Annotated in this window: 29 protein-coding genes and 1 pseudogene; 12 read left to right on the top strand and 18 right to left on the bottom strand. The window is 65.6% G+C overall.

Annotated elements, in window-relative coordinates; all coding sequences use genetic code 11:
• Nucleotides 1-3: 3 nt before the first annotated feature.
• The 4 genes from ACFE7F_RS00730 to ACFE7F_RS00715 all read left to right on the top strand — a co-directional run bounded on the left by ACFE7F_RS00730 (nucleotide 4) and on the right by ACFE7F_RS00715 (nucleotide 3,314).
• Nucleotides 4-1,077: a SufD family Fe-S cluster assembly protein gene (locus tag ACFE7F_RS00730; RefSeq protein ID WP_375401920.1), complete on the top strand. Its 1,074-nt coding sequence runs from the start codon at nucleotides 4-6 to the stop codon at nucleotides 1,075-1,077.
• Between the two features lie 205 nt (nucleotides 1,078-1,282).
• The gene (locus tag ACFE7F_RS00725; RefSeq protein WP_375401919.1) at nucleotides 1,283-2,500 is read left to right on the top strand and encodes an aminotransferase class V-fold PLP-dependent enzyme; all 1,218 of its coding nucleotides are present in this window, start codon (nucleotides 1,283-1,285) and stop codon (nucleotides 2,498-2,500) included.
• Entirely contained in the window at nucleotides 2,497-2,961 is a 465-nt protein-coding gene (locus ACFE7F_RS00720) for an SUF system Fe-S cluster assembly protein (RefSeq protein WP_375401918.1), read from the top strand. Before ACFE7F_RS00725 ends, ACFE7F_RS00720 begins: the two co-directional genes overlap by 4 nt.
• The gene (locus ACFE7F_RS00715; RefSeq protein WP_375401917.1) at nucleotides 2,961-3,314 is read left to right on the top strand and encodes a HesB/IscA family protein; all 354 of its coding nucleotides are present in this window, start codon (nucleotides 2,961-2,963) and stop codon (nucleotides 3,312-3,314) included. Before ACFE7F_RS00720 ends, ACFE7F_RS00715 begins: the two co-directional genes overlap by 1 nt.
• A gap of 30 nt (nucleotides 3,315-3,344) precedes the next feature.
• Here ACFE7F_RS00715 and ACFE7F_RS00710 read toward each other — a convergent pair whose 3' ends face one another.
• Both ACFE7F_RS00710 and ACFE7F_RS00705 read right to left on the bottom strand, forming a co-directional pair.
• On the bottom strand, nucleotides 3,345-3,698 hold the full coding sequence (locus ACFE7F_RS00710; protein WP_375401916.1) for a DNA primase: 354 nt from the start codon (nucleotides 3,696-3,698) through the stop codon (nucleotides 3,345-3,347).
• Nucleotides 3,698-4,975: a multidrug effflux MFS transporter gene (locus tag ACFE7F_RS00705; RefSeq protein WP_375401915.1), complete on the bottom strand. Its 1,278-nt coding sequence runs from the start codon at nucleotides 4,973-4,975 to the stop codon at nucleotides 3,698-3,700. The genes ACFE7F_RS00710 and ACFE7F_RS00705 overlap by 1 nt, the downstream gene beginning before the upstream one ends.
• Nucleotides 4,976-5,120: 145 nt before the next feature.
• Between ACFE7F_RS00705 and ACFE7F_RS00700 the strand changes: the two genes are divergently transcribed.
• Both ACFE7F_RS00700 and ACFE7F_RS00695 read left to right on the top strand, forming a co-directional pair.
• Nucleotides 5,121-6,077, top strand: a complete 957-nt coding sequence (locus ACFE7F_RS00700; protein ID WP_375401914.1) for an isopenicillin N synthase family dioxygenase — start codon at nucleotides 5,121-5,123, stop codon at nucleotides 6,075-6,077.
• Nucleotides 6,040-6,429, top strand: coding sequence for an HNH endonuclease (locus tag ACFE7F_RS00695; protein ID WP_375401913.1), 390 nt, complete (start codon nucleotides 6,040-6,042; stop codon nucleotides 6,427-6,429). Before ACFE7F_RS00700 ends, ACFE7F_RS00695 begins: the two co-directional genes overlap by 38 nt.
• 12 nt (nucleotides 6,430-6,441) lie before the next feature.
• Here ACFE7F_RS00695 and ACFE7F_RS00690 read toward each other — a convergent pair whose 3' ends face one another.
• The 12 genes and pseudogenes from ACFE7F_RS00690 to ACFE7F_RS00635 form a co-directional block, all read right to left on the bottom strand.
• Nucleotides 6,442-7,164 (bottom strand): hypothetical protein, encoded by a 723-nt coding sequence (locus ACFE7F_RS00690; RefSeq protein ID WP_375401912.1) that lies wholly within the window; start codon nucleotides 7,162-7,164, stop codon nucleotides 6,442-6,444.
• A gap of 125 nt (nucleotides 7,165-7,289) precedes the next feature.
• Nucleotides 7,290-7,892 (bottom strand): hypothetical protein, encoded by a 603-nt coding sequence (locus ACFE7F_RS00685; RefSeq protein WP_375401911.1) that lies wholly within the window; start codon nucleotides 7,890-7,892, stop codon nucleotides 7,290-7,292.
• Nucleotides 7,893-8,000: 108 nt separating this feature from the next.
• Nucleotides 8,001-8,132 (bottom strand): hypothetical protein, encoded by a 132-nt coding sequence (locus ACFE7F_RS00680; protein WP_375401910.1) that lies wholly within the window; start codon nucleotides 8,130-8,132, stop codon nucleotides 8,001-8,003.
• 58 nt (nucleotides 8,133-8,190) lie between these two features.
• Nucleotides 8,191-8,451: pseudogene (locus ACFE7F_RS00675) on the bottom strand (DUF2442 domain-containing protein).
• A 747-nt stretch (nucleotides 8,452-9,198) separates the two neighbouring features.
• Nucleotides 9,199-9,825: a Panacea domain-containing protein gene (locus ACFE7F_RS00670; RefSeq protein WP_375401909.1), complete on the bottom strand. Its 627-nt coding sequence runs from the start codon at nucleotides 9,823-9,825 to the stop codon at nucleotides 9,199-9,201.
• On the bottom strand, nucleotides 9,768-9,965 hold the full coding sequence (locus tag ACFE7F_RS00665; protein ID WP_375401908.1) for a hypothetical protein: 198 nt from the start codon (nucleotides 9,963-9,965) through the stop codon (nucleotides 9,768-9,770). The genes ACFE7F_RS00670 and ACFE7F_RS00665 overlap by 58 nt, the downstream gene beginning before the upstream one ends.
• The gene (locus ACFE7F_RS00660) at nucleotides 9,955-10,233 is read right to left on the bottom strand and encodes a BrnT family toxin (RefSeq protein ID WP_375401907.1); all 279 of its coding nucleotides are present in this window, start codon (nucleotides 10,231-10,233) and stop codon (nucleotides 9,955-9,957) included. The genes ACFE7F_RS00665 and ACFE7F_RS00660 overlap by 11 nt, the downstream gene beginning before the upstream one ends.
• Nucleotides 10,234-10,240: 7 nt before the next feature.
• Nucleotides 10,241-11,293 carry a ribonucleotide-diphosphate reductase subunit beta gene (locus tag ACFE7F_RS00655; protein WP_375401906.1) on the bottom strand — a complete coding sequence of 351 codons (1,053 nt, stop codon included), beginning with the start codon at nucleotides 11,291-11,293 and terminating at the stop codon, nucleotides 10,241-10,243.
• A 4-nt stretch (nucleotides 11,294-11,297) separates the two neighbouring features.
• Nucleotides 11,298-11,507 (bottom strand): hypothetical protein, encoded by a 210-nt coding sequence (locus tag ACFE7F_RS00650; RefSeq protein WP_375401905.1) that lies wholly within the window; start codon nucleotides 11,505-11,507, stop codon nucleotides 11,298-11,300.
• Nucleotides 11,504-11,707: a hypothetical protein gene (locus ACFE7F_RS00645; RefSeq protein WP_375401904.1), complete on the bottom strand. Its 204-nt coding sequence runs from the start codon at nucleotides 11,705-11,707 to the stop codon at nucleotides 11,504-11,506. The genes ACFE7F_RS00650 and ACFE7F_RS00645 overlap by 4 nt, the downstream gene beginning before the upstream one ends.
• Nucleotides 11,704-12,192 carry an endonuclease domain-containing protein gene (locus ACFE7F_RS00640; protein ID WP_375401903.1) on the bottom strand — a complete coding sequence of 163 codons (489 nt, stop codon included), beginning with the start codon at nucleotides 12,190-12,192 and terminating at the stop codon, nucleotides 11,704-11,706. The genes ACFE7F_RS00645 and ACFE7F_RS00640 overlap by 4 nt, the downstream gene beginning before the upstream one ends.
• Before the next feature lie 65 nt (nucleotides 12,193-12,257).
• Nucleotides 12,258-14,141: a ribonucleoside-diphosphate reductase subunit alpha gene (locus ACFE7F_RS00635; RefSeq protein ID WP_375401902.1), complete on the bottom strand. Its 1,884-nt coding sequence runs from the start codon at nucleotides 14,139-14,141 to the stop codon at nucleotides 12,258-12,260.
• Between the two features lie 725 nt (nucleotides 14,142-14,866).
• On the opposite strand from ACFE7F_RS00635, the gene ACFE7F_RS00630 reads away from it, so the two are divergent.
• Genes ACFE7F_RS00630 through ACFE7F_RS00620 form a run of 3 tightly spaced genes read left to right on the top strand, consistent with a single transcriptional unit; the run spans nucleotide 14,867 to nucleotide 18,474 of the window.
• Complete coding sequence (locus ACFE7F_RS00630; protein WP_375401901.1) at nucleotides 14,867-15,859, top strand: UbiA family prenyltransferase; 993 nt, start codon at nucleotides 14,867-14,869, stop codon at nucleotides 15,857-15,859.
• Complete coding sequence (locus ACFE7F_RS00625; protein WP_375401900.1) at nucleotides 15,859-16,593, top strand: HAD family hydrolase; 735 nt, start codon at nucleotides 15,859-15,861, stop codon at nucleotides 16,591-16,593. The genes ACFE7F_RS00630 and ACFE7F_RS00625 overlap by 1 nt, the downstream gene beginning before the upstream one ends.
• Before the next feature lie 54 nt (nucleotides 16,594-16,647).
• Complete coding sequence (locus tag ACFE7F_RS00620; RefSeq protein ID WP_375401899.1) at nucleotides 16,648-18,474, top strand: hypothetical protein; 1,827 nt, start codon at nucleotides 16,648-16,650, stop codon at nucleotides 18,472-18,474.
• A gap of 655 nt (nucleotides 18,475-19,129) precedes the next feature.
• Here the strand turns inward: ACFE7F_RS00620 and ACFE7F_RS00615 are convergent.
• Nucleotides 19,130-19,657, bottom strand: coding sequence for a hypothetical protein (locus tag ACFE7F_RS00615; protein ID WP_375401898.1), 528 nt, complete (start codon nucleotides 19,655-19,657; stop codon nucleotides 19,130-19,132).
• 102 nt (nucleotides 19,658-19,759) lie between these two features.
• Between ACFE7F_RS00615 and ACFE7F_RS00610 the strand changes: the two genes are divergently transcribed.
• A complete protein-coding gene (locus ACFE7F_RS00610; RefSeq protein ID WP_375401897.1) occupies nucleotides 19,760-20,131 on the top strand; it encodes a PRC-barrel domain-containing protein in 372 nt (123 codons plus the stop codon).
• A gap of 3 nt (nucleotides 20,132-20,134) precedes the next feature.
• Here ACFE7F_RS00610 and ACFE7F_RS00605 read toward each other — a convergent pair whose 3' ends face one another.
• On the bottom strand, nucleotides 20,135-20,992 hold the full coding sequence (locus ACFE7F_RS00605; RefSeq protein ID WP_375401896.1) for a type 1 glutamine amidotransferase: 858 nt from the start codon (nucleotides 20,990-20,992) through the stop codon (nucleotides 20,135-20,137).
• An 82-nt stretch (nucleotides 20,993-21,074) separates the two neighbouring features.
• Nucleotides 21,075-21,656: a L,D-transpeptidase family protein gene (locus ACFE7F_RS00600; RefSeq protein WP_375401895.1), complete on the bottom strand. Its 582-nt coding sequence runs from the start codon at nucleotides 21,654-21,656 to the stop codon at nucleotides 21,075-21,077.
• Between the two features lie 206 nt (nucleotides 21,657-21,862).
• On the opposite strand from ACFE7F_RS00600, the gene ACFE7F_RS00595 reads away from it, so the two are divergent.
• Together ACFE7F_RS00595 and rodA are read left to right on the top strand one after the other, a co-directional pair.
• Nucleotides 21,863-22,576, top strand: coding sequence for a murein L,D-transpeptidase catalytic domain family protein (locus ACFE7F_RS00595; protein ID WP_375401894.1), 714 nt, complete (start codon nucleotides 21,863-21,865; stop codon nucleotides 22,574-22,576).
• Nucleotides 22,577-22,649: 73 nt separating this feature from the next.
• On the top strand, nucleotides 22,650-23,750 hold the full coding sequence (gene rodA / locus ACFE7F_RS00590) for a rod shape-determining protein RodA (protein ID WP_375401893.1): 1,101 nt from the start codon (nucleotides 22,650-22,652) through the stop codon (nucleotides 23,748-23,750).
• Here rodA and ACFE7F_RS00585 read toward each other — a convergent pair.
• Nucleotides 23,716-24,105, bottom strand: a complete 390-nt coding sequence (locus ACFE7F_RS00585; RefSeq protein WP_375401892.1) for a Rieske (2Fe-2S) protein — start codon at nucleotides 24,103-24,105, stop codon at nucleotides 23,716-23,718. The genes rodA and ACFE7F_RS00585 overlap by 35 nt on opposite strands.
• Between the last annotated feature and the right edge of the window lie 50 nt (nucleotides 24,106-24,155).

Below are 24,155 nucleotides of genomic sequence, written 5' to 3'. Positions count from 1 at the left end.
AGCATGACCCTCCTCACTCTCCCGTCCAACCGCGAGGAGGCGTGGCGTTGGGCCGACACCGCCGCCATCGCCACAGCGGCAGGGTCCGCGCGAGCGGGCGGCGGTCCCGCCCATGATCACTTTCTCGACCTCCCCGGCGACCGCCTGCTGTTCGTCGACGGCGAGCTCCACCCCTCCTCGCGCCTCCACCGCGCCGAACCCGCGCGCGTTGTCGCTACCACCCATGCTCTCGGCGGCCGTGCGACCGACAGCGGCTGGGCGCTCCGCCTCGCCCCCGACGCCGTCGCCGACCCCGTCCAGATCGTCCACCTATCGACGGGCGGCGAGAACCACGCGGCTGCCGAGATCGTCCTGGCCGAGAACGCCGCGGCGACCGTCGTCGAGACCTTCGTGGGCAACGGCTGGACCAATCGCTTCACCAGACTGTCGCTCGGCCAGGCCGCGCGCCTCCAGCGCAGCGTCCGCCTACTTCAATCCGACGGGTTCACCTCCACCCGCGACGAGGCCGAACTCGGCGCGGGCGCCAGCCTCGTTTCAGTCTTCCTCGGCGCGGGGCAGGCGGGTAGCCGCATCGACGGCCACATCGCACTGGCAGGCGACGCGGGCTATGCCGAATATGGCGGCGTCCTTCTGACCCGCGGCGAGCAGCGTCAGGAATGCGCGGTCGTCGTCCGCCATGCCGAGCCCAACGGCCAAAGCCGCCAGATCTGGCGCGCTGTCGCCGCCGACCAATCGCAAGCCAGCCTCGCCGCCCGCGTCGAGGTCGCTCGTCATGCCCAGAAGACCGACGGCGAGCAGAGTTTGCGGGGCTTGCTCCTGAACCGCACCGCCGCCGTGAACCTCAAGCCCGAGCTGGAGATCTTCGCCGACGACGTGAAATGCGCGCATGGCGCGACGGTCGGCGAGCTCGACGCCCGCGCGCTCTTCTACATGGAGTCGCGCGGCATCCCGAGCGCGCGCGCAAAAGGCCTGCTCACTCACGCTTTCGTCGCCGACGCCCTCGACCACATCGCCGACGAACAGGTCCGCGACGCCTTCCTGACGGACGCGGGTGCGTGGCTGGAGCAGGCACTATGAAGGTGCTGTCCTACACGTCCCCGACATGTCAAGCGATGCTATCGCTCTTTGACATCGTCCGTTTAGCTGATTCGCGTTGCGCAATAATATTGCGTTTAAAGGCCGGATATTATTCGTTTTGGTGTAAAGCGTGTAAAGTTGGCTGGGCGTTGATCGGCGTCGTTGGCATGAACTTTAGTAAACTTCCGCCTGCCCGAAGCGCCGCGTGACCGACCTCCGCACCCTCGAACGCCCGCTCGACACGGTCGCCGACTTCCCCGCCATCCCCGACGGCTGGGCCTATCTCGACACCGCCGCCACCGCGCAGAAGCCGCAGGTCGTCATCGACGCGATTACGCGCGCCTACGATACCGCCTACGCGACCGTGCATCGCGGCGTGTATGCGCGCTCGGCCGACATGACGCTCGCCTACGAGGCCGCCCGTCGCCGCGTGGCGGAGTTCATCGGCGCGAGCTCTCCGGCCGAAATCGTCTGGGTGCGCGGCGCGACCGAGGCGATCAACCTCGTCGCGACCTGCTGGGCCGGTACCCACCTCAAGGCAGGCGATCGCATTATGCTGTCGCTGCTCGAGCATCACTCGAACATCGTTCCCTGGCAGATGGCGGCCGAGCGTGTCGGTGCTGCTATCGACGTCGTACCGCTCACACCGGACCACCGCATCGACCTGGACGCGATGGAGCGGATGATCACGCCCAAGCACAAGTTGGTCGCGCTCAACCAGGTTTCGAACGTCTTCGGCTCGGTCCTGGACGGCCGTCGCGCTTCCGCCATCGCCCATTCGGTAGGCGCGAAGATCCTGCTCGACGGTTGCCAAGCGGTCCCGCGCATGGCCGTCGACGTGCAGGCGCTCGGTTGCGACTTCTACGTCTTCTCCGGCCATAAGCTCTACGGCCCGACCGGCATCGGCGCGCTTTGGGCGCGGTCGGAGCTGCTGGAGGCTATGCCACCCTATCAGGGCGGCGGCGCGATGATCGACCGGGTGAGCTTCGCCCGCACGACCTACGCTCCCCCGCCAGGCCGGTTCGAGGCGGGGACTCCGCACATCGTCGGCGCGCTCGGCATGGCGGCGGGCATCGACTACGTGGAGGGCATCGGTCTGGACCGCATCCACGCGCACGAGTCCGCGCTCGTGGCCGACGCGCGTGAGGCGCTGGGCCGGATCAACAGCGTCCGCCTGCTCGGTCCGACGGACTCGGCGGGCATCGTGAGCTTTACGATCGAGGGGGTGCACCCGCACGATATCGGCACCATCTTGGACGAGGGCCGGGTGGCGATCCGCGCGGGGCACCATTGCGCGCAGCCGCTGATGGAGGCGCTCGGGATCGACGCCACCGCGCGCGCCAGCTTCGGCGTGTATAACGGCCCGCAGGATATCGAGGCGCTCGCGAGGGGCGTCGAACGCGTAACGAGGATTTTCGGATGAGCGATCGGTTCGTCGTCGAGGAAGTGGAGAGCGTCGCCCTGCCGCCCAAGGCGCGCGTCGAGCGCGAAGACACGCGCGAGACGTTCGAGCGCAAGCGCGACTATCTCGACGGCTTCCTGTCGCAAAAGCCGACCGCCGATCCCGTCGGCGAGCCCGGCGGCGCACTGTACGAGGACGTGATCGCCGCGCTCAAGGACATCTTCGACCCCGAGATCCCGGTCAACATCTACGATCTGGGACTAATCTACGGCGTCGAGGTGACCGACGACGCGCACGCGGCGGTGACGATGACGCTCACCACACCGCATTGTCCCGTCGCCGAGTCGATGCCCGCCGAAGTCGAGCTCCGCGTAGCCGCCGTTCCCGGCATCGCCACCGCCGAGGTCAACCTGGTCTGGGATCCGCCATGGGATCCGCAGAAGATGACCGACGACGCCAAGCTCGAATTGGGGATGCTGTGATGGCGACCACGCTCCGCCAGCGTCCGGCGGCGCTCAATCTGACCGCGACCGCTTACGCCCGCATCGCCGACCTCATGGAACGTGCGCCGGGAGACGCGGTCGGGGTGAAGCTGTCGACCCCGCGCCGTGGCTGTTCGGGCCTAGCCTATTCGGTCGATTACGTCACCGAGGCCAAGCCCTTCGACGAGCGCATCGACACGCCCGGCGGAACCCTGTTCGTCGATGGCGGCTCGATCCTCTATTTGATCGGGTCGACGATGGATTGGGTCGAAGACGACTTCACCGCAGGCTTCGTGTTCCAGAACCCAAACGCCAAGGGGGCCTGCGGCTGCGGCGAAAGCTTCACCGTCTAGCCGCAGGCCCCATTTTCTAGACCGGTGCGCTCACGGTTTGAGCGCCACGTCGTCGGCGTCGTCGATTTCCTCGTTATCGACCGTGCCCTCGTCAAAGTCGTCCTGCAGGTCGTCCTCGTCCATGTCCTCTTCGTCCATGTCGACGTCGTCGTCGGTCGTCCCGACCTCGCCGTCCTCCATCTCCAGCTCGTCGATCGGCTCCGCTTCCGGGTCGTCCAACCCCAGGTCGGGCGTGAGGTCGGTCAGGATCGCGCCGTCCGACGGCCCGTCGCGCGTGACCTCCAGGATCTCGGCGCGCTGGCTCTCGTCGTAACCTTCCTCGTCGTATCCGTCGTCGCCGGGTCCCATGCCGGGCATCCGCGTTCCTGCCATCTTGACCTCCATCAACCGTTGCTTTCCCTCGAACCCCGGGCGGGGCGGGGCGGTTCCACCGGACGGGCCAAGCGGCCGAACAAGCGCCCCCGTTCGGTCCAGGCGACCAAACCGAGCGCGACGAGCCCCGCGACCATGAAGCCGATCGACATGGGCACGGTGGTGCCGTCGAACGCTTGACCGATAACCGCGCCGATTGCGGCACCCATCGTTACGCTGATGAAGCCTTGCACGCTCGACGCGGTGCCGGCGATCCGGCCCATATTCTGCATCGCCATCGCCGAGAAGTTGGAGGTGCTCAGGCCGAAGCACGCCATGGTCAGCGCCTGCAGGACCGCAAAGCTCCAGAATTCTTCCCGCCCCAGCTCTATGGACAACAGGTGCAGCCCGGCGAACCCGATCAGGCCGATTACCGCGCCGTGGCTGATGAGGCGCGTACCCAACCGCATCACCAGCCGCGCGTTGAGCAGGTTCGCGACCGCCATCGTTCCGGCCGTCCCCGCGAACACCGTCGCCAGCGCTTCGGGACGGCCGAACGTATCCGCCATGATCTGTTGCACCGAGTTGATGTAGCCGTACAGCGCCCCCATCAACGCCGTCGTCGCCAGCGTATAGCCGAGCGACAGCCGGTCGCCCGCGGTCTCCCGCCACCCGGCCACGACGCGGGGCAGGCTGATCCCCTGGCGATGCTCGGGCGCCAGCGTTTCGGGCATGCGAAGCCAGAACCACCCGAACAACGCGGCGGAGAGGCCCGCGATCACCCAGAAGATCTCGCGCCAGCCCGCGACCAGCAGCACCGCCTCGCCGAGCGCGGGGGCAATGATCGGCACGACCATGAACATCATGAAAGCGATGGACATGACCCGCGCCATCGCCGGGCCGTGATAGCAGTCGCGCACCATCGCGACCGTCGCGACGCGCGTCGCCGCAATCGCCACCCCGCCGATCGCTCGCGAGGCGATCAGCAGTTCGAAGCTGCCCGACACCGCCGCCGCGATGTTCGCGACCGCATAAACCCCCATCGACCAGAGCAGCACGCGCCGCCGCCCGAACCGGTCGGCGAGCGGGCCGTAGAAGAGCTGCCCGACCCCGTATCCGCCGATGAAGGCGGCGATCACATATTGCCGCGCATTGGGGTCGGCGACCCCCAGCGCCTCGCCGATCGCAGGAAGGGCGGGAAGCATCGCGTCGATGCCGAGCGCCCCCAGCGCGAGCAGCGCGGCGACGAGCGAGACGAACTCCGCAAAGCCGATAGGCGCGCCGACCTGGGGTGGGGATTGATCGTTCATGCTGCAGTGCACATAGGGCAGGGAGGCACGGACCGACACCCTGCTTGGGCATCGGGCGCGAAAAGTCCGGGGGCGTCGCAACCTGTTCGCGGCGCGCGGGACGGCCTATATCGGGCGAACCCTATCCCAACCGGACCCGAACCCCATGCTCGACCAGCCGCTCGCCCAAGTCCCGACGCTTTCGCTCCGCGATCAGGAGGGCGATCCGGACGGGTTCGCGGCGGCGCTGGGCCGGTCGTTCCGGCGGTTCGGCTTCGCGATCGTCGCCGATCACGGCATTCCCCGTCCGCTAATCGAGCGCGCCTGGGGACAGACGGAAGCGCTGTTCGCGCTGCCGGAGGAGGAAAAGCGGTCGTATCATCTCGCTGGCGGTGGCGGAGCGCGGGGGTACACGCCGTTCAAGACCGAGATCGCCAAGGACGCCAGCACGGTCGATCTGAAGGAATTCTGGCATATCGGGCGCGAGCTGCCCGCCGGGCACCGCTACGGCGGGCTGATGGCCCCGAACATCTGGCCCGCGCGGCCGGAGGGGTTCCGCGATACCTTCACCGAGCTGTTCGCGGCGTTCGACCGGGCGGGGGATCGTGTCCTGTCGGGGATTGCGCGGCATCTGAAGCTGGCGCCCGACTGGTTCGACCCGGCGGTCGCGGACGGAAATTCGGTGCTGCGGCTGCTCCATTACCCCCCGATCGCGCCGGATGCCGAGGGCGTGCGGGCGGGGGCGCATGAGGACATCAACCTGATCACGCTGCTGCTGGGCGCGGAGGAGGCGGGGCTGGAGCTGCTCGACCGGGAGTCGGGGCGCTGGCTGCAGATCAAGCCGCCCGAGGGCGCGATGGTGGTCAATGTCGGCGACATGCTCCAGCGGCTGACCAACCACGTCCTGCCCTCGACGACGCACCGCGTCACTAACCCGCCGCCCGAGCGGCGCGGGCATTCGCGCTATTCGATGCCGTTCTTCCTCCACCCCGCGCCCGACTTCCTCATCGAGACGCTGCCGGCGACGATCACGCCCGACAACGCGGACCGGTGTCCGGTGCCGATCACCGCGCATGATTACCTGCATGAGCGGCTGGTCCAGATCGGGCTCATCAAGCCATAAGGGCGTGGCGGGCCGCGTCAGGCGCAAGATCGGCCTGGCGGAGGCCGAGGCGCTGGTCGAGTGCGCCGCCGAACCGGAGCGATGCGCGCTGTGCGGCCGCCCGCTCGGGGCCAAGGTGGAGTTGCATCACCTCGTCCCCAAATCGGAGGGCGGGCGGGAGACCGCGCCCGTCCACCCCATCTGCCACCGCACGATCCACGCGCTGGTCGCCAACGGCGATCTGGCGCGGGACTATGCCGACGTCGAGGCGCTGCGGGCCCGGCCGGATGTGGCGCGCTTCCTGCGCTGGATCGCCGATAAGCCGCCCGACTTCCACGCGCCGACCAGGCGGGCGCGGGCGGGGGAGGGGTGAGGACGGCCATGCTCATTGCCGCTCCAGCGCGGCGATCTCGCGGCTCTTGATCCACCAGAAGGCGGCGAAGACGTAGACGCCCGCCGCCTCGACCAGGAACAGGACGGGGGAGTTCTCGCGCGCGGGGGCGAGGGCGTGGACGGCCCAGACTGCGAGCGGCAGCGCGACCATCAGTAAGCCGAGCAGGCGATAGGTCGCGCGGAAGGTGGCCGCCTGCGCCTCGTCGCGCAGGAGGCGGAGCGTGTCGCCCGATCGGAAAACGCACACATAGGCGATAAGCAGGAAGAAGCCGATCGCGGCGGCGGCGTGGAGGCGGCCGGTCAGGGTGGCGGGAGCGCCCGCGGGCCAATCCATCGGTGCGACCGCGACCAGCACGGCGGCGAGCCCCGCACCGTCGAGCGCCAGGTCCTCGGCGCGGGAATAGCCCTTGTAGAAGTACAGGAACGTGCCGAGCGCCCAGAGCGCCCCCACCAGCACGTCACGCATCTGGCCGTCCGCGTGGTGGTAGTAGGCGCTGAGCGACCCCTGCAACCGCCCCAGCCCGCCGCCGAGCCACAGCGTGGGCGGCAGCGCGAAGGCGACGAGCGCCATGCCGCGGCGGAGGCGGAAATAGCTGGCCGAGATGGAGGCGAGGATCGCGTCCGCTTCGGCGGGCGGCAGGTCGGCGGGCGGGGTCGCGGCGGGATGGGCGAGGGCGGCGCAGACATCTTCGGGGGTCACGTCTTCTGGGGTCATGAGCGGGGCTCCTCCCGGCAGAGTCGTCGTCGTGCCGGAAATCGCCGGCGAGCGCGCGCGGAAAGTCGCAAAAGTCGCAAGGTCGACCATGTTTTCAAACTCCGGGGTTTCGATCTCCGGACTTTTCAAATGCCGGCGTCCGGCGCGTGACGAAGGTCCGGCCAGCCATCGATGGTCGTGGGCGGGAACGCGTCAAAGTCGGCGAGCGCGTCGAGCTCGCCCGGCAGATTCCGTAACGCCAGTTCGGCCGTGCGGTTGGCGAACGCGTCGATCCACCGGTACGGGCCGAAGCGCTTGCGATCGAATTGCTTGAGCAGGAAGGTGAGCATCCGGTCGGAGGGCGCGCGAGTTTCCGACACGAGTTCACCGTTGCGCCATTTCTGGCGAAGCGCGCCGTTGACCGCGCGGTCGAAGGCGAGCGCGACCAGCTGACCGGTGGCGACGCCCAGCGCGCGGTCCCAAGCGGCGGCGAAGGCGCAAGCATCGGGATGCGTCCGCAGGCGATAGGCGGAGCGCGGAGTGATCCCGGCCTCGGCCGCGGCGGCCGTGACCGAACCGGTCTCGGCAAGCGCCTGGATGAAGATGCGCTGGCGGTGAGCGGTCCAGCCGTCCTGGCGCTCGCGACGCGGCGCGGGGGTGAAGTCGGCGGGAGCGATCTCGCGCCCAGGCGACGGATCGGGGTCGGCGGCGATGGCGGTCTTAGCGACACGTCGGCGGGGAGAGGTCATGACTCGGCTCCTTTGGGTGCGGGAGCCGAATCAGGTAACCAAGACGGTTCCTGTAGGAAAATGGTTTTTCACGTTTCGTTCCGTGTCTTGCTCGTGAAGGTCGAGCGGCTACGATGCTTGCGTACCGATCGCGGCGTCGATCGAGTCCTCCTCCAACGTCCGCTCGACCTCGCAATCGTCGCAGTGTCCGGCGTCGAATACCGCGCCGAGTATCCATCGTTGCGTGCCCGTGTCCCACACGGCCCAACGTCGCGCATGACGTTCGTGCTTCCACAGGCTCCGCGGATGATGTCGATGTTCATCGGGACGCGCTCGCCGGTGCGCCTCGGAGCAGGCCTTCTGTGCTCAAATCCTCGTCCAGCTCCGGCCAGTGGATACCGTAGCCGCCACCGGCTCGCTGCCAGTCTGCGCGTTAAGCGGGCGTGGCGGCGAGGAGGCGGGGGTACCACGCCAACGGTACCGCGATCGTGCGGCCATCCATTAGGTCCACAGTGAGGTAAGCGTTGTCGCATCGCACATCGGCGACGCGCTCGTCGGTGACCTTAGCCAAAATGTTCATGCCAAGCCTCCAGGAGCTGAGGGCGATGCTGTTCATCGTCGGCACGCGAATATCGCCGAGCGTCATCGACCGGTTTACATGAGGTCGCCCTTTCGCCCGCCAGATTTCCGTCTTAACTCCTCCTCGCGACCAGCGAGAACATCAAACCACAAGGTCTGTGTTCGCGTGATCATTGCCTCTAGTTGATCATACGAATACAGCCACATGCCGTTCTCAGGCCTAACCCTTATTGTTCTCTCGTCATCTGCCGAGAACTGAAAAATCTCAAGTGATACATCGTCACGGTAATCTGGATTGTTGACACGTAGCGCATGATGCTGAAGCGAGAATACGCATCTACGAGCTTCTAAGGTAAGATTCCGGCTGCGTCTGAGATCTAGAAAGGGAATTGTGATACGATCAGGATAAATGAATAGGGCAGGAGACCAGCATAGAAGCTTCGGACCTACCGAAAATGAAATCGGATATCCATCAAGTTCTGTCGCCTGAACATTCTCACTCTCACAATATCTATAGAGCTGCTGTGCGACAGGAACGTTCATCTTACGTTCCTCATCGGAGCGACTAGCTGCTATGATGTGCTTCTGGACAACTTCCCAGCTGTCCCGAGTGGAGGGAAACACGCCAGGCTGTCGGTTAACAATACCAGCAAACTGACCCCGTGTGGGATTGTAATTAGGACCTTGTCCGTTAGCTTTTACTTGTTTTAGCGCATGGCGCTGCAGATCATACGACTGAACGCAGATTCTAGCTAAATCGGTGATAGGTAAGTGGCGTATCTTCACTTGGTTCCTCCACATCATCTAGATGTTCTGCTGAAAGCCAATGATTCCTATAACGTTCTTTAATAAGCTCATTAGCTATTCTCAATCCTAGCATTCGTTCATTCTTTGACTTTGCAAAAACTACATCCCAAGCGCTATCTTTCGCGTGTGACAACTTTACTAACTGACCTGGGGTCAAGTCACCAAGTGCATGGACCGTCTTTTTCACAACACTTACAATTTCGGGGTCGGTAGGTAGATCGATCTCTCTTAGCTGCCCCGTCCTGAGATCCTTCTTTTGTGCTAGTGTCGTAATAGGCTCTGATCCAAAAGCCTTGAACGCAGAGTACACAGCTGGATGCACAGGTCCGTAGGTCCAGGCCTCGAAATAACCACTCACCAATGGCCTTTTAGCTCTCATGATATATGCGGCATGTGCAAAGTAGAGAAGCTTTTGCAGTTCAAGATTGGATATCGCTCGATTGGCTGTTTTCAATATTAAGTTCGCGATTGACCTTGGGTCGGTCGCAGTAATGTCCTCATCTAATGTCCTCACGCCGCCCGCTTCCGCCCTTTCAGTGGGATCACCAGCCGGGCGTTCTCGAACCATTCGTCGGTGAGTTCGGGCGCGGCGTCGGGGTTGCTCGCGATCTGGGCGGCGATGTCCTCGTCGGTCATCGCGTCGAGCGCGGCCAGCCGCTCGGGCGTCATCCATTCCTTGGCGAGCGCGAGCGCCTCCTCACTCGTCACTCGTATGATATTTTCGGACTTCTCGGTCATTGGCTTTCCTGAAGCTGATGACGCGCCGTACGGCGTCGCGCCACGTATATACCACAACGAAGACCCGGCCGCCAAAGGTCGCCACCGGTCCGGTCGCAACGAGCCGGGTCTCCCCGTAGTTGTAACGGGCGTCCACTTCCTCGACGAACGGGCCGTCGAACAGCGGCTCGGCCGCGACGAGCGTCAGACCGTGCTTGGCTTGGTTGTCGACGTCCTTATCGGCATCGAACTCGATCACGCCGAACCTACTCAGCCGCGATGCCCGCGAACATGTCCCCGCTCATCTCCACCGCATCCTCGTTCGCCGCCGGTCCCTTGTTCGCCGACTGCCGCTTGTCGAAGCTGCTCCACACGTCGTTCCACTGGCCCTTGGTCGCCGCCTTCGAATATTCGGTCGCGCGTTGTTCGAAGAAGTTGGCGTGCTCGACGCCGTTGAGCATCGGGGCGAGCCAGGGGAGGGGGTGCTCGTCGATCATGTAGATGGGCTTGAGGCCCAGCTGGCCCATGCGCCAGTCGGCGATGTAGCGGATGTACTTCTTGATCTCGCGGGGCTTCATGCCCTCGACCGGGCCCATCTCGAAGGCGAGGTCGATGAACGCGTCCTCCAGGCGGATCGTCGTCTGGCACACGTCGGCGATGTCGTCCTTGACCGCCTTGGTCAGGCACTGGCGCTCGGCGCAAAAGGCGTGGAACATCTTGATGATGCCCTCGCAATGCAAGGACTCGTCGCGGATCGACCAGGTGACGATCTGGCCCATGCCCTTCATCTTGTTGAAGCGCGGAAAGTTCATCAGCATCGCGAAGGACGCGAACAGCTGCACTCCTTCGGTGAAGCCGCCGAACATGGCGAGCGTGCGGGCGATGTCCTCGTCATTGTCGACGGTGAATTTCTGCATGTAGTCGTGCTTGTCCTTCATCTCGGCATATTCGAGGAAGGCGCCGTACTCGGACTCGGGCATGCCGATCGTGTCGAGCAGGTGGCTGTAGGCGGCGATGTGAACCGTCTCCATGTTCGAGAAGGCGGTCAGCATCATCTTGATCTCGGTCGGCTTGAACACGCGGCCGTATTTCTCGTGGTAGCAGTCCTGCACCTCGACGTCGGCCTGGGTGAAGAAGCGGAAGATCTGGGTGAGCAGGTTGCGCTCGTGATCGGAGAGCTTCTGCGCCCAGTCGCGGCAATCCTCGCCGAGCGGGACTTCCTCGGGGAGCCAATGGAGCTGCTGCTGGCGCTTCCAGAACTCGAACGCCCAGGGGTATTCGAAGGGCTTGTACTGCTTGGAGGCATGGAGGAGGGACATGGGATTACTCCGACAGGAGGGTGGAGAGGTGGTACGCAGCCCCGGCGGAGACGCCGGTGCCGAAGAGGAAATCGCCCGCGCCGAGATAGACGAGCCAGCGGCGCGGGTGGGGTTGGGGCAGGCGGGCGCGGAGCTGCTGGGCCCCGAGCGAGAGCATGAACAGACCCGCCACGAGCAGGCCGACGGTGGCGAGGAGTTCGGGCAGGCTCCTCATGTCGGCATGCTCCATTGCCACATGGCGGTCGCGGACATGGCGAGCACGATCCCACCCGAGGTCAGCATGATCCCGACCATGCGGTAGGCGTAGGTCTTGCGCTCGGTGATGCGCGAGGAGCGCAGGTGGACGAGCATGTATGCGCCAAGCGCGGTCAGGACCGCGGCGACGAGGTACATGATAGCGACGTCGTAGGTCATGCCGGCGCCCCGCTGCCCCTCTCCCACCGGGAGAGGGGAGGAGCGCCGAAGGCGCGGAGGGGTGAGGGCAGGGCGGAACCGACTCCGTCCTCACCCTTCCCATCCCCGCTTGCGCGGAGATGGGCCCCTTCCCTCTCCTGAAAGGAGAGGGAGATCTGGGCGATCACGCCGTCGGTGTTGGCAAGGACGTCGTTGTTCCAGAAGCGGAGGACCTGATAGCCTTCGGCGTTCATATGGCGGGTGCGGCGTTCGTCATACGCGTGAGCCTCGCCGTGTTGGCCGCCATCGATCTCGATCACCAGCTTGGCGGAAAAGCACAGGATGTCGGCGTAGTACGGCCCGAACGGGACCGAGTGCCGCCATTTCAGGGTCGGGAACGCTTCGCGGAGCGCGCGGAGCAGCCGCTTCTCCGCTTCGCTGGCATTCCGGCGCAGCTCGCGGGCGCGGGTGATGGTGCCGGGAGGTTGGTTCGCATAGGTCCGCACTCTGTCCTCACCCTTCCGCCGCTTCGCGGCTCCCTCCCTCTCCTGAAAGGAGAGGGAACGCTTGCTTACTGGCAGGCCAGGCACTCGTCGTAGTCCGTGCTTTCCAGCTCGTACTGCGGCTTCACGATCGTGTTGTCGTTCTCGACGCCGCCCGCGAAGCCGGCGCGTTGGACCGATTTCGAGCGGAGGTAGTAGAGCGATTTGATGCCCAGCTCCCAGGCGCGGAAATGGAGCATGAGGAGGTCCCATTTCTCCACGTCGGCGGGGATGAACAGGTTCAGCGACTGCGCCTGGTCGATATAGGGCGTGCGATCGCCCGCGAGCTCGAGGAGCCAGCGCTGGTCGATCTCGAAGCTGGTCTTGTAGCAGTCCTTCTCCTCGGCCGAGAGGAAATCGAGATGCTGGACCGAGCCGCCCTGTTCGAGGATCGAGTTCCATACCGCGTCCGAGTTCTTGGACTTCTGGGTCAGCAGCTTCTCGAGATATGGGTTCTTGACCGAGAAGCTGCCCGACAGCGTCTTGTGCGTGTAGATGTTGGCCGGGATCGGCTCGATGCACGCCGACGTGCCGCCGCAGATGATCGAGATCGATGCGGTCGGGGCGATCGCCATCTTGCAGCTGAACCGCTCCATCACGCCCACGTCGGCGGCGTCGGGGCAGGGGCCGCGCTCGACGGCGAGCTGCATGGAGGCCTCGTCCGCCTGGCGCTTGATGTGGCGGAACATGCGCAGGTTCCAGGACTTGGCCATCGCGCCTTCGAACGGCAGCCCGCGCGCCTGGAGGAAGGAGTGGTAGCCCATGACGCCCAGGCCGACCGAGCGCTCGCGGCCCGCCGAGTAGGCGGCGCGCTCCATGCCGGGCTCGTGTCGGTCGATATAGTCCTGCAGCACGTTATCGAGGAAGCGCATCACGTCCTCGATGAAGCCCGTCTCACCGTCCCACTCGTCCCAGGTCTCGAGGTTCAAGGACGACAGGCAGCAGACCGCGGTGCGGTCGTTGCCCAGATGGTCCTTGCCGGTGGGGAGCGTAATCTCCGAGCACAGGTTCGAGGTCGATACCTTGAGCCCCAGCTCGCGGTGATGCTTCGGCATGTTGCGGTTCACATGGTCGGCGAAGACGATGTAGGGCTCGCCGGTCTGAAGCCTGGTCTCGACGAGCTTCTGGAAGAGCGAGCGCGCGTCGAGCGTCTGGCGGATCGACTGGTCCTTGGGGGACAGCAGGTGCCATTCCTCGCCGTTCCGAACCGCTTCCATGAAGGCGTCGGTAAGGAGCACGCCGTGATGGAGGTTGAGCGCCTTGCGGTTGAAGTCGCCCGAGGGTTTGCGGATCTCCAGAAACTCCTCGATCTCCGGGTGCGAGATGTCGAGGTAGCAGGCGGCGGACCCGCGCCGGAGCGACCCCTGACTGATCGCGAGCGTCAGTGAGTCCATCACGCGCACGAAGGGGATGATGCCGCTCGTCTTGCCGTTCAGCCCGACGGGCTCGCCGATGCCGCGGACGTTGCCCCAATAGGTCCCGATCCCGCCGCCGCGCGAGGCGAGCCAGACATTCTCATTCCAGGTATCGACGATGCCGTTCAGGCTGTCGGGCACCGAATTGAGGTAGCAGGAGATGGGCAGCCCGCGCCCGGTGCCGCCGTTCGACAGCACGGGCGTCGCGGGCATGAACCACAGGCGGCTGATGGCGTCGTACAGCCGCTGCGCATGCGGCTGATCGTCGGCATAGGCCGACGCGACGCGGACGAACAGATCCTGGATCGTCTCGCCGGGCAGCAGATAGCGGTCCTTGAGCGTCTCGCGCCCGAAATCGGTCAGGAGCGCGTCGCGGCCGTGATCGACCTCAAGTGGGTAGGGGCGCCTGGGCGCGGGCGTCGCGTCGGGCGTCGGGCTGGTCGTCGTTGGTTGGGGCGCGCTCGCCGCCGCCGGAATGTCGATCGTATCGACGCTCATTCCGCCGTCCTTCCGGTCATTACGAAAATCCATTCCTGTAAGCTCCCCTGTTCCTTGACTGTTCCGGATCGACGACGCGCGACGATGCTATCACCGGCAAAGCTCCGATGAGAACAAAAAACGAACATACGATCCATGGTCGATCCGCTCGATCTAGTGCCATCATCAACGCTCGCACCAGCACTTGGGTCCCGGTCTCCTATCGACCACCACCGATTGTGATGTTCCGGGCGGAGAGGCAAGCGAAACGTTTCAGGACGGGCAGGGGTCGAACGGCTCGATCGCAGCCGCGACGCGCGCATTTCCGCCAGGTCCGCGAAGCGCAAGGGAACAGGTGACGAACAAAAATAAATGGACGTGGATAGCGCCGGCCGGAAGCCCGTGCCGGAAAATGGACGACCTGCCCGCGACCGAACACGTCATTCCGCATCTTGATCAACAAATGCGGTCGCGCCCGTCTTGAAGCGGATGGAAATCCCGTGCGACCATTTTCATCCCACGTTCCGAGACGAACCTTTCATATCGACGGATAATATTAACGCATATGGGACATTCCGTTCTTGAACGGTTGTCGTGACCATGGACCAGCGATCGAGTTCAGCTCGCCGCACCTTTTCGAGGTGTGCGAAGTCGTCTTAGTCCAGACCGATCCGGTTCTGGATTAATCCGCAAGCCGTGTGTATGTCACGGTGAACCGTTGAGCGAAACCGGAAGCGAGGTTGTGTATGAGTTCCTCCTTTAATGTCGATGTGGACGCTCGGCAGAAGCGCACCGCCGGATGGAAAGAGTATCTATCGATCGCGCGGCTTGATCACGCCACCAAGCACATATTCATCCTACCAGGTATCCTTCTCGCGCTTGTTCTTCGCGGTGTTCATACAGGGAATGTCACCCTCACGGTAATACTCGGGGTGATCGTCGCGGTTTGTATCGCGTCGGCCAACTATACGATCAATGAATATCTCGATCGTGAGACCGATAAGCACCATCCGACCAAGTCGGCGCGCGCGGCGGTGCAGATGGAACTTCGCGGTTCGTGGGTCTTCATTCAATGGTTGGCGTTCGTCGTCGTCGGCGTGCTTGCCGCCTATGCGGCATCGTCGACGATGTTGATCGTGGCGCTGCTGTTCGCGGCGCAAGGCGTCGTTTATAACGTCCGGCCGCTTCGAACCAAGGACGTCGCCTATCTGGACGTCCTGTCGGAGGCGGTGAACAATCCGTTCCGGCTGATGATCGGGTGGGCGATGATCGACCCCCTCACCTTACCACCGTCGTCGATCATACTCGCATACTGGTTCGGTGGTGCGTTTCTGATGGGATCGAAGCGTTTGTCCGAATATCGCGAGATTACCGCGTCGCATGGCAAGGATCTTCTAACGCGCTACCGGCGGAGTTTCAGCGGCTATACCGAGATCAGCTTAGTCACGTCGATCCTCGTCTACGCGATCTTCAGTATGTCGTTCCTGTCGATCTTTCTGATCAAATATCGGATAGAGTACATCTTGGCACTTCCGGCGATCACCATGCTGTTCGCCAAGTATCTCGCATTGTCGATGTTGCCCGGGTCCACGGCACAGAAGCCGGAGCGGTTGTTCGAGGAGCGTGGTCTCCTCACGATCGTCGCGCTCGTCGTCGCATTGTTCGTAGCCTTTACATTTATCGATCTGCCTGGCTTCGATGCGCTCGCCAGCCAGCGCTTCATCGCAATCGGCAGTTGATGAGCGCGTCGTCGCCGATCGACTGGTCGCGCATAACGCTCGTCGTGTTCGACATCGACGGGACGCTCTACGCGCAGCGTCCGCTACGCATGCGGATGGCCGCGTCGCTCGCACGGCATTCGATCCGGACGCGGAGCATGCTCGAACTCGCGGTTCTCAGATCGTATCGCACGCTCCGCGAGCGATACGGCGATCAGGAGACGGAGGATTTCGGACCCGTCCTCATCGATTCGGTCGCGCGACGTCACGGCTGCGACCCGACGCGGGTCGCGGCGATCGTCGAGGAGTGGATCAACGTGCGGCCGCTCGAATTCCTCGCCCGACATCGATATCCGGAGCTGGACCGGCTGTTCGGTCGCATCCGCGCGTCGGGTCGAGCGATCGGGGTGCTGTCGGACTATCCGGCGCAGGCCAAGATGGACGCGTTGGGCCTGCGTGCGGATCATGTGGTCACGGCCGATGACGTGGGCATGCTCAAACCGCATCCACGCGGGCTCGAGCGCGTCATGGAGCTCGCCGGCGTGTCGGCGGAACGGACGGTGTTGATCGGCGACCGGGCGGAACGCGACGGCGAGGCCGCCCGGCGCGCCGGGGCCGCGAGCTTGTTGCGTTCGACGCGGCCGATCGCGGGCGCGCTGACCTTCGCGCGATATGATGACCCTATCTTCGTAGGTCTGGACACGGGACCCGTCGATCGATCCCCCGACTATTCGTCCGTCGTCAAACATGCCTGAAGTCGCGCTTACGTGCGCGTTCCAAAGGAAAATTCGAAAAATGGGGGCGGGTTCGTGAACGAGGAAACAAGCATCATCGCGGGGGTGGATCGCGGGGTAGGGACGGCACTGCGAGCCCCACGCGGACGCGCAACCGGCGCGTCGGTCGCGGCATTCGCCGCGAACGACCGCGCAATCCTGATCCTGTGCGTGCTCGTCGGTCTGATACCCATCTGGTCGGTGGACTGGTTCCCGTCGGTGGACGGGCCCATTCATATGTACATCGTCCATCTGATGGACAAACTGGCGTCGGGCGACGCCGGTCCGTTCGCGCGCATTTTCCGGCGCAGCTACGTCGTCGATCCGAATCTGACCGTCTATGGCGTGATCTGGGCCGCGTCCCGCTTCCTGCCGATGCTCACCGCCGAAAAGCTGTTCGTGTCGGTGTACTGGATGATTTTCGCCGGATCGTCCTGGTACCTGATGCGTGCGTTCGGGAACGGGAAGGGCGTGTTCGGTCTACTCCTCCTGCCGTTCGCGACAGGGGAATTCCTGCATTGGGGCTTCTATAACTTCGTCCTCAGCCAAGCATTATTCCTGTTCGGGTGCGGTTATTTCTTCAGGCGCATCGAGCGTCTCGGCACCCGGCACATCGCGCCGCTGGCGGTCATCACAACGCTGCTGGCGCTCACCCACCTCGTCGGCGTCCTGATGTTCCTGATGGTCGTCGGGTTCGCGCGTACCGGCATGGCGTTGCGCGATCGGTTGCGGCGCGCGCGCAGCCGATCGGGTGCGGAGATCTTCCGCAGCTATCTGGCCGACGCCCTGCGCCTCGCGGTCGCGGCGCTGCCCGCGATCGTCATCGTCGTCAGCTTCTTCATGCGGCGCGTTGTAACCGACCCACACACCTCCCCGGAGGCGGGCGCTTTCGACAAGGTCGTGCACATGGCCTTGATCGCGCCGATCCTGTCGATCGACAAGCGTGAAGCGTTCGTCCTGGCGCCGTTCGTCCTGCTGTTCTGGGCGGTCCTGCTGCGCGTCGCGATCCCGCTATTCAGGGATCGCGAGCGGTTGGTTGCTTCGTTGCCGACGACGGTCCCGCCGGCGGCGTTGGCCATATTCGTCCTGATCGGCTCGTTCGGCTTTTCCGGGTTCGACGCGTATCCGCGCCTGCTGCCGTTCTTCTTCTTCCTCGTCGTCATCGCATTCGCGTCATGGACCCCGACGACCCCCTGGCGCGCAGCGATCGGCGCCGTCGTCCTGATCGCCACGGTGGGCACGGCGACGCTGCATTTCGCCTTCTATCGCCAGATCAACGCGCTCTACGCGCGATTCGAGGCCTCCCGCCCGCCGCCGCCCGCCGGATCGATCGTGGTCGCGGTCAACCTGGCCATGGAAGGCTCCTCGATCGCGGGGCATTCGGTCGGGTGGCGGATGGACGTGACCAAGCATTTTCGGGAGGCATATGCGCGCAGACGTGATCTGCCGATGCTGAACATCGAATTGCTCGCGCCGCAGATGTTCGGCTATTTTCCCGTCGTGTATCGCCGGGACGTGGTGGTTGGTGCATCGCTGCAAAGTGCACCCTTCAAAAATTACCGGCAGCCGCTGGCGACCTTCGAACGCGACACGGGCCTTCGCATTGCCGAAGTTTCGTTCTGGCCGCATCCCGATCCGGAGATGCCGCTTCGCTGGTTGAACAGGCCGAAAGGAGCTCCGCCGTACAATTGGATGCCGCCGGAACGCGAGGAGGAGCTGCGCGCCGAGCTGCGGGCGCGATGGCGGCCGATCGGCTTTTCCGATCCGCTCGCTCCGCTCACCTTCACTCATCGGAGCGCATCACCGGACGCCTCGCGCGATATGGCGGCTCCGTCGATTCCAGACACGCGATCGGCACCGTAGCGGGACGGTCGCGGCGACGGGGAACGAAGTATTGGAAGGTGATGGGTCCTAGGCCGAGATGTCGGCCCACGGCCTCGTGCCTCCGACAGTCGACAAGGCGGAGCAGCACGCGGTGTCGCCGCGCGGAGGCGAGCGAAGTACGACGCCTGCCTCATCTTCGGCCCACCCAGTCGCGTCGTCGCGCGACGACCCGCGCGCTTGGTATGAGATGATGGAACCAGCAGCCGGAGCCGCGCCGCGGCAAAGCCGCGTCGTCGAACGGGTCGCTTCGCGCCCGCCGGCCGGGCTTGGGCGAGTCTTGCGCCGGGGCGGCGCAAGCCGCCCTGCACTCGTGAAAAGGACCTGCCGAGCGTCTCCCGACGACCCGACAGGCCCCTTTGCATGGTCAGCGGCCGGATAGCTCCAGCCCGGGAGACCATGAACGCCGCTCGAAGCTCAGGTTCCGCACGTATCTCGGGGAGGATGCCCCGCGCGCGACACCGTTCGGGCTCCTAGCGACGAGCCTCCCGAACGAACTGAACCGACCCCATTGCTGAACCATGAGACATCGGATCACCTCCTTTCGCTTGTTGATAGCCAAACGGGCGTACATCGCCCGCAACCGCAATGTGCGTAGTCGGGGCGGGCTTGGCAAGGCCAATCTGCGGATGATCGATCAGCCGCGACAGTCCTCGACGACGCGGCCGATCTCGGCATGGGCGGGGACGACCAGCGGCGGGCGGTTCGCCTGTTCGACCACGAACCGCCCGCGGCTGAAGGCTAGCGCGTCGAGCAGCGGATCGGTGGGCGCGAGCGCGGCCGCGACGTCGCCGGGCGCGCCGCCCGTCGGCTGGACGGGCACGGTGCGCGCGGTGCTGGTGGAGCGTAGCGTGAGCGGGGCGGCGAGCGAGCCGCTGCGCGACAGGAGCATCCGGCGGTCCGAGAGGTCGCAGCGCAACATTAGCAGCGGGCCTGCGCCCGCCTCGCCGAACGAAGCGACCGCGCCGCGCGTGTCGCGGCGGTAGCTCCAACCGCCCGGCGTGAGCGGCCAGTCGCGCCAGTCGGACCCGAGCGCGGGGACAGGCATGGTCGGAGCGGGTGCCGCCATGCGCGTCGGCGGCGGCGTGGCAGGCGCTTCGGGCGGGCGACCCGCGGGCACGCAGGCGCCGAGCAGGACGGGAAGGAGGATGAGGGTACGCGACATGCGATCCGCCTACGACGATCCGCGGCTGCGGCTCAACCCCGTGCGGTTTGGAACCGACCCCGCCCGCGACCGGTTTACCGGCCGAACAGGAGTAGCCCAACGATGAGCACGACCGACGCCCCGACCCAGCTGCTCGCCCAAGCGGCGCTGTCCGCAACGCTCAAGGTCGAATCGCGCGACGGCGAGGTCGCGGGGTCGGTCTATGCGTTTCTGATCCACAAAAATACCGGCCGCGTCACGCACGCGGTGTTGAGCCTGGGCGGCTTCCTGGGCGTGGGCAAAAGCTACTATCCGCTTCCCTTCGCTCTCCTGCAGTTCGATCCCGTCAGCGACCGGTATGTGGTGACGATCGACCGCCGCGTGCTCGAGGGCGGGCCGAGCTGGGCGGCGAATGCGCCCGTCTTCGACCAGGCCTACGCCGACCGGGTGGCGAGCTATTACGGGGTCCGCGCCGAGCCGCTCGCGGCCGGATAGCGCTTAGCCGCGGCCGCGCGCCGCGCGGGTGGGCACCACGAGATGCTCCAGAAAGTTGCGCAGCTCGGTCGTGCGCTTGGCGCGGTCGATCAGCTCGGCATCGAGGCCCAGCCGCCAGGCGAGGTCACGACGCGTCGGGTCTTCCGCCAGCGCGTCGATCAGCGCGGCCTGGTCCTCGATCTCGGACTCGGCGCGGACAAGCCCGGTCTCGACCAGGTCGGACGCCTGGCGGCGGAGCGCGGCCGCGACCTCGGTCAGCGACAGTTCGGGGTGGTACTGCACCCCCCAGAACACACCGGGACCGACGCGGATCTCCGCCGCCTGGACCGCCGTGACCGCGTTGCCCGCGAGGAGGGTCGCGCTCTCGGGCAGCGACTCGACCTCGTCGCTGTGGATCGCCGCCGCATCCCAGACGGGCGCGCGGCCGGCGAGCAGCGGGTGGTCGCGCCCCGCTTGGGTCGCGGCGATGCGGCGCGCGAAACCCGCCTCGCGCCGGTCGCCCATCGGCCGCACCGTGCCCCCCGCCGCCGCGACCGCGACCTGCAACCCCGCGCAGGACCCGAAGGAGGGCGTGCCCGACGCGAACACCGTCCGCATGAAGGCGATCTCGCGCGCGGCCTCGGGCGTGTCGTCATAGACGTGGAGCGGCGAGCCCGTCAGGAACACCGCGTCGTATCCCGCGATCGTCGCCTCGTCCGGCACGTCGCCGTCCGCGTCGGCCGGCGTGGCGCGGTCGATCGACGCGCCCGGCGACAGCGACGACAGCAGGTCGCGCACCGTCTCGCCGGAGCTGCGCCCGACGCTGGCGCGGCGCTCCTCGCGGTCGGCGGGCGGTTCGCTCTCGGCGACCAGTAACCGCATGGCCATGCTCCGTCGGGACGCGGGGCCGCCCTCTTCGATATTCATCGCGGGCAAGCGTCCGGCCGGCCGCTTGGTTCCCGCGCTACTCGGCCAGCGACGCGAGTTCCGCCTCGTTCGCGCGGGCGTCGTCGGTGCGGAGCAGCTCGGGATCGAACCTGGGCTCGACCAGCGGGTCGTCGGTGACGACGACGGCGGTGCCGAGCGTCGTCACCTCGAACAGCTTGCGCGCGAATGCGGTCGGCAGCCGTATGCAGCCATGCGACGCCGGGAAACCCGGATCGGCCCCGGCATGGAGCGCGATCCCATCCCAGGTCAGGCGCTGCATATAGGGCATCGACGCGTCGTACAGGTTGGACCGGTGCGCCGCCGCCTTTTGCAGGATCGGGTAAACGCCCGTCGGGGTCGGCGTATCGTCGGCGCCCGTCGACACCGCGGTGGCGGCGACGAGCGTCTCGCCCCGATACAGGAAGGCGCGTTGGAGCGGGAGCGAGATCACCACGGTCACCGGCTCGGCGGTGCCCGGATCGTGCCACACGAAGCGCCCCGGCGCGAGCGTCGCGGCGGTGGTCTCGACCGCGACCGCAGTCTCGTCGGATGCGAAGGCCGGAGCCGCGCCCGTCATTGCCAATACCGCACCGACCGCCAGACCGAAGAGTCTATTCATGATCACGCCCCTCCGAGCAGTAAAATCGACTAAGGCCGAAAACGCCCGGAAAGGGCGAAGGTGCCCACGCTTTTATCGCGCCTGAAATGGGACGAACCACGCCGAACGGAGGCACGGCCAAGGTAACCTGCGGCGAAAGCTAGAGAAATTTTCACCGACTTGGATTAGATATTGGGCTGCGGATGGGACTTCTTGTGGGGAACTACATGCACGACGAGGATGATGCGCTGCACGCGCGGCGGGCGCTGCTGAAAAACGGTCTGTTGCTGGCGGGCGCGGTGGCCGCGCCCGGCGCGATCGCCGCAGCGGCCAGGCGCGCGCCCGACCGCATCACCTCCGCCGACCTGCGTCCCGTCACCCCGCCGCCGCCCATCGTCGGCAAGCCGCGCATCGTGGCGGTCACGTCCCCGCACGTCGTCCGCCCCGAACTGATGCGCCGCGCGATGGCCGCGCTCGGCCGGCATGGCTCACGCGTCAAGCGCGACCGGATGGCGATCGTCGACTTCTCCGCGAAGTCCGCCGAACATCGGTTTCACTTTGTCGAGTTGACGAACGGTCGCTCCACGTCGTTGCGCGTCGCGCACGGCAGCGGGTCCGACCCCGCGCATACCGGCTGGCTCCAGCGTTTTTCGAATGACCACGGCTCCAACGCTTCGTGCGAGGGCGCGTTCGCAACCGCTGATTATTACGAGGGCAAGCACGGCCTGTCGCAGCGGCTCCACGGCCTCGACGTCAGCAACAACAACGCGCTGGAGCGCGCGATCGTGGTTCACGGGGCCTGGTACGCCAACCCGGACATGATCCGCACGCACGGCATGCTCGGCCGCAGCCAGGGCTGCTTCGCCTTTGCCGAGGCCGAGTTGGCGCAGGTATTCGCGAAGCTCGGCACCGGCCGGATGATCTACGCCGCCAAGATCTGACGCTTGATGGCCACGGGCCCTTGCGCGGGCGTCGTGGATAGGCGCACGGTGACGTCGGAGTAATCAGCCGCCCATGCGATCCGACGCCCTTCCCGCGCCCTTGAGGGCGCTGCCCTGGCGCATGCTGCTGGCGATGCTCGGCGCGACCGCGTTCGGGCTGCTCACGCTTTATTCGGCGGCGGGCGGCAGGGTGATGCCATGGGCGGGCAATCAGGGCATCCGCTTCGTCGTGCTGTTCGTGGTCATGCTCGCGCTGTCCTATGTGCGCGTCGAGACGTGGCGGCGCATCGCCTACCCCGCCTACGCGATCGCTTTCCTGATGCTCATCGTCGTGGAGGCGATGGGGCATATAGGCATGGGGGCGCAGCGCTGGATCGATCTGGGGATCATCCGCGTCCAGCCGTCCGAATTCATGAAGCTGGCGGTGGTGCTCAGCCTCGCGCGGTTCTTCAACGGGGTGCCGCCGCGCTTCATCGGCCAGCCTTCGGTGCTGCTCGTTCCCGTCCTGCTGATCGGCGCGCCGGTCGGGCTGGTGATGCTCCAGCCCGATCTGGGCACCGCGCTGATGATCAGCTTCGCGGGGGTCGCGATCATGTTCCTGGCGGGGATCCAGCTGCGCTGGTTCCTGGGCGGCGCGGCGCTGCTGGCGGCGATGGCGCCGATCGCCTGGGGCATGCTCCACGATTATCAGCGCAACCGGGTGTTCACCTTCATGGACCCGGAGAGCGACCCGCTCGGCACCGGATACCACATCACCCAGTCCAAGATCGCGATCGGGTCGAGCGGGCTATGGGGCAAAGGCTATCTGGGCGGATCGCAGTCGCACCTGGATTACCTGCCCGAAAAGCAGACCGACTTCATCTTCGCGACCATGATGGAAGAATGGGGGCTGCTGGGCGGGCTGACGGTGCTCGTGCTGTACGGCTACATAATCTGGTGGGGGTTCCAGCTGGCGCAGGCTTCGCGGACGGTGTTCACCCGGCTGACCGCGATGGGGCTGTCCTTCACCCTGTTCCTGTATGTGGGCATCAATCTGGCGATGGTGACGGGGCTGGCGCCGGTGGTGGGCATTCCGCTGCCGCTATTCTCGTATGGCGGGTCGGCGATGATGACGGTGCTGATCCTGTTCGGGATATTGATCAGCATCCACCGCGAGGAGCAGCGGTCACGATAAGGCCGCTTTGGACCTCGACAGGCCAGGAAGTGAGCGACGCGCCCATGCAGGGACCGCCACGGCAAGCACCCGTCGCGATGTCGAACAGCGCCGAATGCCAGCCGCACACGATCAGGTCGCCCGCGGGCGTCAGGTAATCGTCGAGCGTTCTGGCGAGCGGTAGTCCGGCATGCGGGCAACGGTCGACAAAGCCGTGGACCTCTCCGCCCCGGCGCACGACGAAGCCGTGGAACCGACCGGCGCGCATATCCAGCACGAAGCCGCGTGCCTTGCCGTCGGGGATGAGGTCGTCGAGCGGGCCGAGGATAACGCCGGCCGGGGTGGCGTGGAGGCGGGGAAGGTTGGTCGTGGCCACTACTCCCCGTTCGTCATGCCGGACTTGTTCCGGCATCCATCGCTGTGCGC

The organism is uncultured Sphingomonas sp. (genome assembly GCF_964235535.1).
In the GTDB taxonomy this organism is placed as follows: Bacteria; Pseudomonadota; Alphaproteobacteria; order Sphingomonadales; family Sphingomonadaceae; genus Sphingomonas.
The sequence above is the reverse complement of the archived record's forward strand: the minus strand, read 5'-3'. Positions and strand labels throughout refer to the sequence as shown.